This window comes from Chitinimonas violaceus (assembly GCF_052601015.1).
In genome coordinates, this window is the sequence record NZ_JBQXDJ010000093.1 from 1 (window position 1) to 9694 (window position 9694).

Consider the following 9694-nt stretch of genomic DNA (forward strand, 5'->3'; position numbering starts at 1 on the left):
CCTGGACCATCGACTGGCGTAAGAAGCAGTCGATGTTTGAAGGCGCGGCCGAAGGACTCGCCGCAAGGACGGGCGAAGCTCGGCCATCTAGGACTTGTGACAATAACTGTACGCAGTTATTGGCTGACGCCCTCAACGACGCGCTACCGCCAGCCGAAACCCCGCAAAACGACGACGATTACCCCGATGAAGGCCCACCAACATGGTGGAACCCCGAGGAAGACCCCGGTTTAGATGAACCGCCACCCTATGATGCAGGTTATTTGGACCACTGCGCCGAGTCCGGCCCACCGGAATGGTGGACCGACCGGGATGAGTGCGTGCACTTAGACGGCAATGCCGACTGGGTGCGCTGTGATGATGATTTTATTTAAGCAACAAACTTTTTCCCATATTGAAAGGAATTTGGCTTCAAAGTTGGCCCATTACTTAGCTACCCAAGCAAATTGGGTTTGTAATTTTGAATTGCATCAGCAATTTCTTCCGCAGACATTTCTTTTTCTGGAAAGAAGATCAAATCCGATACGTTAGGCAACAGGGAAATTTCTTTCAATTTAAAAAGCAGTTCGTCTAACTCTTCCTCTGATCCCTCAGCATTCATGATTTTTGAGATCATTCTTACTAATTCGTCTCGGCTAAGCTGCAAATTCATCGCTTTCCTCCAAAATGAAATGCACCATCCAAAATTTCCTTATGCAACTTAGGAGTTACTACAGCTAAGTTAGACATGTCATAAACAGACCCGCCATGCTGAATTGGTAACTTATGATGCAATACGTAGGATGATTGTTTGCCCAAATGCTGTGAAGAAGGAGCAATAGGGGCCATTCCTTGTTCCATTCGCCGTAAGTTAGCTTTTCCAAATTGACTGGCTAGATGTCGATCAGCTGCTACTTCCGTCCAGAATGCATTTCTGAAGTCATTAAAACTGTCAAAAGTTTTGCCATTCAACTTATCTGCGACTTGACCAGGGATGTTACCAAAATTGCCATGGGTACCCTTTAACCAAGTTCCATTTACTTCAGGCAAATTTAGCCCGCCGCTCGCTCTACCTGCCATGTTCCGAATTTCAGCGGCTGTTCTTCCTGTAGGAAGTGCTAACCCACTATCACTCGCCCGCATCCCAAAACTGGCAGCATCATCAACGGGTACGGCATAAGCGGCCATCGGCATTCTTGGTGCATTGGGGAATGGCAACACGGGTATGCCGCGCTGCGCTATGTCATCCATCATGGATGCAGCGTTATTTACCAAGAATTGCTTGCCTGCATTTCCAGCGAAGCCGCCAGCCTTGGCCAATCCTCCGCCAGCTAGCCCTTCCAAAGCAGTGGTGTAGGCAAACTCAGCTTGTTGCCCCAACGGAAGCTGACTGAAATTCCTCAAGCCCGTCCTGGCCGAACCCACTACACCATCGACAGTGAGATTCGACATTGCGGAGACAAAGTTATTACGGGCATTTTGGTCCGTTGCCAACGTATACAGTGCGCCTACGCCTTCCGCCATGTTGGTGCCCGCAGTGGCCGTTAATCCACCAAAATGAGCGCCCATATACTGTGCGGTGCCGAGGAACCCACCACGATCAAGCCCGGCGTTCTTTTGATTCGCGTAGAAGTCGCGATTGACGGACTTCATGCCATCGACAAATCCATCCTTATGCTGGTTAAGCATGCTTTGTCGACTGATATAAGCGTGATCGATTTCACCGGATGGCAACCACCCCTCAGACGGTGGCCCAATACGCCTTACTTCCAAAGGCGGTTCATAAGGCAATTGTCGAACTTCGACATCGGCGTTGTAGGCAAAGCCGCCTGTTCCCGTACTGCCAACCTCGTAATCATTTTCCGGCCCAGCGTTACCTGGGGCGCTTCTGCCTACTGGAGAGACCGGTATGCCACTGGCTGTCGTTGGCGATGGAGTACGACCCACCCAGTTACGACCATTCCCCGCGATGCTGTTACCCAGCACATCCCCGAATGCATTGGCTGCCACGCTCGCAAAGTCCAACCTGCCACGGCCGTTGACTGCGATCTGCGCGGTACGGTTCACGATGCCACCGGCGAGATTATTGAGGTAGTTAGCAGCAAAATGGTGATCCTTTGCCCAGCTCATACCTACACTGGTACCCTCAACGCCGAAGATATTGTTGCCGATGCTATCGGCAATCGGTGCGGCAATGCCCGCAGCCGCTATGGTACGCCAACTGAACGGGCTTGCACCCACCACCGACATAAAGCCTTGGCTCAGCGCTGTGCTGCCAACAGCAGTCAGTGCCGATGTGGCGGTACTACCCCAATTCAACCCCTGTGCTGCTTCGCGTAACCCGCTACCGCCAATTCCCGCGGTCAGCCCATTGCTTAATGCGCTACGGCCCACCTGGCTCCATGAGAACTCGTCGATTGTGCCTGTGATCAGTCCAGTACCCTGGCTGGCGAGACTACCGACAGCACCGCCCAGAGCCGCACCGGCCACCGTGCCAGCCACAGCAGCGGTTGCAGCGCTCATTCCGGCTGCTGCGAAAGCACCTTGCAACATCGGGGTGGCAGCACCTGCCGTGTAGACCGTCACCGCGATCGCTACCGCGACCATCAGGATGGTACCTAGGCCCCAACGCTTTTTCTTCGGCGGCGGTGGTGGTGGTGGCAGGCCCGGCGTGGTGTCACCCACCAGCCGGCTCGGGTTGTAGGGCGCAAACGTGTCCGCACGGTTCGCTGCCGACACGGCATTCGGAATGCGCAGGGATTTGCCTGCATCCAACGGCGCATCGGCCCCCTGCGTCAGACCATTCTCATCACCGATCAAGTACCACAGGCTGCTGTCACCCCACATCGCAAACGCGATGGTACGCAGGGTGTCACCCTTGTTGACGGGGTATATCGACAGATTGCTGGGTGCCTGGGTGCCCGTACGTGCCGCACTGGTGTAGTCGAAGTTGGCGTTCTCGCCTGCGCCATAGCTCGATGCGACGGTATTACCACCGGCATAAAGGTAGTTGACCTGATTGGTGTTGGGTGGGACGGAAGGACGAGTGAGGTTGGTCTTCCGTAACACCCGACCGTTGAAGTCCACCAGCATGGTGCGCTGCGTCACGTAAGCCTCGCTTACCTTCGTCGTATTGCCGTAGTGGTCCAAAGTAGACATGCTCGTACCTTGCCCTACCGCGGCACCACGTGTCTGGCTGGTTTCCCGCCACGTTTCGAAAGCCTGATGCTGGAACGCAAAGGTCTGACTCTGCGCGCTGTTGATGTGGTCAATAAATTGATAGCTGGTGAGCCGGCTGCCCAGGTAGGTATTGGTCAAGGTGGTTTTGGCTGCACCCTCTGTCAAACCAGCGCCAGTCACACCTTTGGTGGTCTGCACCCTCAGCCGACCTTGGGCATTGAATTCATTCCGCGTGCGTTGCGATATCCCGCCTTCGTTGCTGTAACTATCCTCGGTCGTGACCTGACCAAGGTAGTTGTGCTCGCGGCGGGTTTTGATCAAAACATTGGAGCCAGTAGCACTACGTTGGCTGACTTCGATCAATTGTCCAAAGCTGTCGTATTTGAAACTGTCGAACGTCGTTAAGCTATCGGTATATGACCGATAACTTTCAACCCCCATACGTTGTTGGCTTGCACCAAAGTAGGCGATCATCTCCCCTTGAACTTTGCTGATGCCGACCTTGCCATTCTCGAACACCCCACGGCTCACGATGACACGGTTCAACGCATCGTAGCGGTAGTGGTAGTTACTTCCACTCACTGGATTCAACCAACTGGCATTGCCTACACTTCCCGTTACCAAAGTCCGGTTGTTGTTGCCATCATAACCATAGCGCGCACCCACCCGCTGGCCATACACCCCTTGTACGCGGCCTAAAGCATCGTAGTCCGTGGCTTGGAACCATTCTCCTTTGTTTGGTCGTGACATCAACTCAAAGCTGATTCGGCCCAACTTGTCGTAACGCATTTTTTGAGTGCCAATCAAACCACCATTATTTGGCAACCCGGGGATATCAAATACCGACACCGTTTTATTTTGCAGCTCGGTCTGTTCAATCAGATGACCCGCCGTGTCATAAACATGGCTGCGTGTGATAGGCGCAAGGCCACTATTGATACGGGTATAGTCGTAGCGGCTCAACATACCGGCACCATCATACTGATAGTTGCCGTAGGTATTGCCGCCCAGGTCGGTATGCCCCATCAGTCGACCGGTACCCAGGTCATACTGCCAAGTCTTGGTTTCAGCAGGATCACTGCCCCACTGGTTCGATTCCCTGACCTTGTTACCCAGCAAATCATAGCGAGTAGTCTGAAACAGGCCATCCGATAGGCTGTTGTTTGGGGTCCCCCTGAATAGGAAGACACCACTTTCCGTCACCTTGCCTTGAGTATCAAATCGATACCGTGTTTCCTGCTTATGGGCGGCTGCACTGTCGTCATAACGGGCTTCATTGATCTGATTCCCAGCAGCGTCATAGGTGAAATCCGTTACCAATGCCTTGCTTACCCAATTGGGTTGGTTGGTGTCGCGATTATTCCCCTTATTCGTGGTATCAACCGTATTCGTTTCACCTTGCCGACGCACCTTAATCCGCTGATCCAGCCGGTTATAGGTATAAGTCGTCGTCAGCGGCTTGTCGCCGATATTGCTGATGGTCTGGGCCAGTCGGCCCTGGGTGTCGTAGGTGTTGGTATCACCGACCAGGCCTTGAACCAGATTGGTCTCCGAAGCGCTATAACGTGTCGTGAGCAAGCGGCCGAACTGGTCAAACTGCTGGCGGGTAAGATTGCCATTGCCATCCCAGCTGCCCAGCAGATCGCCTGTATGGCTGTAGCTGTAGCGCTTGGACAGTGTGCCACGGGTACTGACCCCATCGACGACCTGATTGACTGCGGTCCCCGTTTCTAACTGCAGTTGGTTCTGGTTGTTGTACTGCCAGCGAGCGATTGCCCCGGCGGCATCGGTCAGACTAATACGGTTACCCCAACGGTCAAAACGGGCCTGTGTGACAGGCTGGTATTCAGTAGGGGTGATGCTGGCTTCCGCGTTCAGTGTATAAACGCCATTGACCCGACTCAACCGGTAGTGCGTGATACCGACAGCGCGGTTGAACAAGTCCTTCTCATCCGTTTCAGGTGTCAGCTTATCGCCAACCAGCAAGCTCACCTGCTGTAACTGAATGCTTTCGCCATCGTTCAGACTAAAGTCATTGACGTTCACGGCTAGGCTGATGTTTTGGTACAAATTGAAATTCAACATCGGTGGCGAACCACGTTCTACCACATAAACTTTGCCATGTTTGGTATAACGTAACCAGGTTTGCGAACCATCAGTTTGAATCGGTAATTGAATCTCGGTTATGGTTGGATCGGCATCCTGTTTGCCCACGGTGATAGACGAGGTCACTTCCCCCACGGGTTGGGTGGTAAACGCCGGTCCTGTCTGGCTGATCTGCCGGCCCAGTTTGTCGTAGTGGGTATAGGTACGGCGGTACTGTGCATTTGCCCCCGTTTGCAGCTGGTTACCGGACAGTACGGCTGTATGCGCCAGACTGGCCGGGGTAATTGCCCCTGACAATGCACCGTCCACCGGCGAGGTGATCCGCGCCACTTCCCAGCCCATGGGGTTGTAGTACTGCACCGTCCATACGCCGGCTTCCTGCCTGCGCCAGATACGGCCTGCATTGTCGTATTCAAATACTCCCGTGGTGATATCTTTAAGCTTGCGCTCGGTGATTTCGCCAAAGGCGTTGTAGCTGGCCTGAGTGTGCTTAACTTCGGTCGACTCTCCCTTGGCACCATAACGTTCACGTGTACCCACTTGGTTGCCATTGCGGTCATAATCGAACGCTTTAACCTGATTATTGGATACCAAATTACCGGGTTGTAGGTAAGTATTCCGTACACCTTGCCATTCCAACGCCGTCCGGCCGAACTTATCGTAGAAGGTCTTCTGCAGAATCTGGTTGCCCAGCACACCGTCCTCGGCGCGTAAGTCCACCCGGTATTCGGTCTGGTGGCCAGCCAGGTCGAAACGGCGCTGTTCGACGCGGTCGTCATTGCTGCTGGCAGGCACTGCCAAGCTGCCCGGGCGTTCTGCGCCCACCGCCAAGGTCATTGTGTCGGCAAACCGGGTGGTGCGCACCGCATTGCCGTGCGCATCGCGTTCGTACTGGGTGACGATGTAGTGATCGGTATTGCCGACGCGCTGTGAGGCCTGTGCCTGATGGCTCATCCGACCCAGGGCGTCGTAATAGTTGAATACCCGGTTACCCCGGGCATCGGTGGTCTCGATCACATTGCCGTATTGGTCATAGCGACTGCGGGTGGCGACGTCAGCGTTGGTATAGCTCACACCCCCCTGGGCGTTCACAATCGCTCCACCGATATTCTCGCGAATCTCGGCAGTACGGTTACCGAGCTTGTCGTATTCATAGCGGGTGCTGCGGTTTGCACCGGTCACGAGGTTGGCTTGGCCTTCCAGCGAGTCAACAAGAAATTCAAATTCCAACTCGCTGTGATCTAAGTTATTCCCAAGATCAGCAATGTCGACGGGCAAGGATGCAGCATACTGCACTTCCCGCGTCATCTTGCCCAGGCTGTTATAAGTCCACTGGGTGACATAGCCTTCGGCATCGACCTGCCCGACCTTACGGCCCGCCGCATCGTAATAGAAAGTGGTGTCGGCCCAGGTCTGAGTTGTCCCGACATGGGAGACCAGGACGGATTGCTTGATCAGCAAGCCTTGGGCGTTGTACTGGTTGCGCGTGGTCTTGCCGGTTGCCGACGCTTCCACCAGGTTGCCCTGCAGGTTCAACTGATAGGCAGTCGGTTCCACCGTCTCGATCACCCGGCCAGCCTGGTCGTAGCGGTAAAGGATCGCCCGGTCATACGGGCTGGCCCGATCGGGCAACAGCAGTGCTGACCGTTCCTGGTTCAGGTCGTAACCTTCTTTGCGACCAGGCGCCAGATCGAGCTTGGTAGCATGGCGAACCAGCGAAGTACGGTTACCGATCGCGTCGTAGTTGTAGGCAGTCAGATAGCCCTCGCCATCCGTTTCCAGGATAATGCGACCGAGCTTGTCGTAGGACTTGTAGCGCCAATTGCCGCCCACATCCTCGTGCGCCACGGCATTGCCGAAGCTGTCGTAATAGGTGGTACTGGTTGGGGTAAACGGGGTATCACCCAGGCTGGTGCGGTTCAGATCAGTCCCGTTGTAGATCGTATCGTTAACGACCTCCGGTGTACTGCCTACCGTCCCGAACCCCACCTGCTTGAGCGTAGTCTGCCGGCCGGCTCTGTCGTAGGCGAACTCGCTGACGCGCTCCATGCCGGCAATGCCGGCGGCTTCAGTGCGTTTGACGAGATTACCCATGCTGTCATAGTCAAACCGCGTGACCAGCTGGACACGTTGCGGTGCGGCATCGGGGCTGGTGCGGATGTCGACAGCATCGGTGGTTTCGGTGAGCTTGCGACCCAACGCGTCATAGGTGTATTGGGTACGTAGATCACCTGCGCTGCTGGCCAACGATTGCTTGATTGACTCAGCCATCGGCCGGCTAGTATCGACCGGTTTGGCGTAGCGGATTGACTCGGCAATTTGACCCAGGCTGTTATAGCGCTGTTCGGTCACGACGCCGTTTGCATCGCAACTGAAGGTCTGGCGGCCCGAGGTATCATAGACAAAGCGGGTCGCATTGTCCTTGGCATCCCACTTCGCCACCATATTGCCCATGGCGTCGTACTCAAACCGGGTGGTCAGCTTCAGTCCGGTGGGGTCGATCGTCTCGGTGAGCTTGCGACCCAACGCGTCATAGGTGTATTGGGTACACAAATCCCCAGTACTACGGGTCAACGACTGTTTGATCGAGATTGCTAATGGCTGACTGTTATCGACCGGTTTGGCATAGCGGATGGTCTCGATCACCCGGCCCATGCTGTCATAGCGCTGCTCGGTCACTACACCGTTTGCATCGCTGCTGAAGGTCTGGCGGCCTTTTGCGTCATAGACATACTGCGTTGTGAGATCACTCTGTTCCCGATGTGGCCGCAACATGGCCAATGTCATCGATGTGCTGCGGGCGACATACACCCCGTCCCGACCAAAGCCGATCAGGTCAGCTTTACCGTCACCGTTCACATTCGCCAGGAAGCGAGGGGTGAGGTGCTGGCTGGGCCAGTCTGCACTATGTGCAAAGGCCATTTCAGTCGACCCACTGGGGAAGCCGGATCCGGAAGACAGGTAAACCGATGTCCCACCATGCCCCATCCCCACCAGATCCGCTTTGCCATCCCCATTCACATCGCCCAGCAGACGGGGATAAAGGTCCTGGCTCGACCAACCACCCGCATGGGTACCCATGCCCGATAACCACTGGGTCATCGCGCCAAAGCCGGTGAACTGGGTGCCCGATCCTTGCGCCAAGGAGACATAGACGCCATCGGCCGCGAAGCCCACGATGTCGGCTTTGCCGTCCCCATTCATGTCCGCCAACGCCCGTGGGCGCTCAGTCTGGCTGGTCCAGCCCGTCGACCGCATGAACTGAGGGCTGGTATGTACATGGGTCAACCCAGATCCCGTCGACAGATAGGTCGTGGCCCCCTCAGCGCTGAAACCGACGATATCGGCTTTGCCATCCCCATTCACATCGGCGACCAGACGTGGATAAGTATCTTGATTGATCCACCCTCCTGCATCTCGGCCCATGTTCTGCAACCAACGGGTGGCTAGCCCAAAGCCGGTGAAGTGGGTACCGTTGCCTTGCGCCAAGGCCACGTACACCCCATCGGTGCCGAAACCCACCAGGTCGGCACGGCCATCCCCATTCATGTCGGCCAGGGCACGCGGCATGATGTTCTGGCTGGTCCAGCCTGACTCCGCACGCATCTGCGTGCCAGTGGGACCAATACCGAACAGGTTGTTCTCGTTGGCGATAAAGGTGAACAGGGAATCTGAACCGATACCGACCAGGTCAGCACGGCCATCACCGTTGATGTCGCCAACCAAGCGTGGGAAGGACTCCTGGTTCTGCCACCCACCTGCATTCTGACCCAGGATGGCATCCCATCGCTCAGGCGTGTTGAACAGCCCATTACCGCCATGCGACCAGACGCGATGGGTATAGCGGGTCGACTGAGTACGGTTGCCCACCCCATCGTAGGTATATTCGGTCAGGTAGCCTTCGGCATCGATCTCACCGCTGATGCGGTTGGCGCTGTCGTACAGCGTATGGGTACTGCGGTTGGCGGTATCCTTGGCATAAGGATCGCTGCGCAATAAGGCTTCAAGCTCTACTTGGGTGATCTGTGGATTCGGGATCGCTTTGGCGTATTGGGTGGTGCGGATCAGCCGGCCTGCTGCGTCGTACTGCTTCTCGGTGACTTCACCGAGGGCATTGATGCTGTAGCGTTGGCGACCCGCTGCATCGTAGCTATGCCGGGTAATGACATCACTTTGCTCCCGATGCGGACGCAACAGCGCCAATGTCATCGACGTGCCTCTGGCGACATACACCCCATCCCGACCAAAGCCGATCAGGTCAGCTTTACCGTCACCGTTCACATTCGCCAGAAAGCGCGGTGTGAGGTGCTGGCTGGGCCAGTCTGCACTATGTGCAAAGGCCATTTCAGTCGACCCACTGGGGAAGCCGGATCCGGAAGACAGGTAAACCGATGTCCCACCATGCCCCATCCCCACCAGATCCGCTTTG

General features: G+C 55.7%; 3 protein-coding genes. 1 reads left to right on the forward strand and 2 read right to left on the reverse strand.

The window, feature by feature from the left end:
- On the forward strand, positions 1 to 374 hold a 374-nt coding region (locus tag ACUHMQ_RS18900; RefSeq protein WP_445297012.1), incomplete at its 5' end, for a hypothetical protein.
- A 59-nt stretch (positions 375 to 433) separates the two neighbouring features.
- On the opposite strand, the gene ACUHMQ_RS18905 is transcribed toward ACUHMQ_RS18900, so the two are convergent.
- Complete coding sequence (locus tag ACUHMQ_RS18905; RefSeq protein ID WP_445297013.1) at positions 434 to 652, reverse strand: bacteriocin immunity protein; 219 nt, start codon at positions 650 to 652, stop codon at positions 434 to 436.
- Entirely contained in the window at positions 649 to 9609 is an 8961-nt protein-coding gene (locus ACUHMQ_RS18910; protein WP_445297014.1) for a pyocin-S2/colicin E7-DNase domain-containing protein, read from the reverse strand. Before ACUHMQ_RS18910 ends, ACUHMQ_RS18905 begins: the two co-directional genes overlap by 4 nt.
- Positions 9610 to 9694: the final 85 nt, after the last annotated feature.

Excerpts from the sequence above, each read along its gene's own strand:
- ACUHMQ_RS18905 (WP_445297013.1), bottom strand. The coding sequence starts at position 652 with ATGAATTTGCAGCTTAGCCGAGACGAATTAGTAAGAATGATCTCAAAA.
- ACUHMQ_RS18910 (WP_445297014.1), bottom strand. The coding sequence starts at position 9,609 with ATGGCCTTTGCACATAGTGCAGACTGGCCCAGCCAGCACCTCACACCG.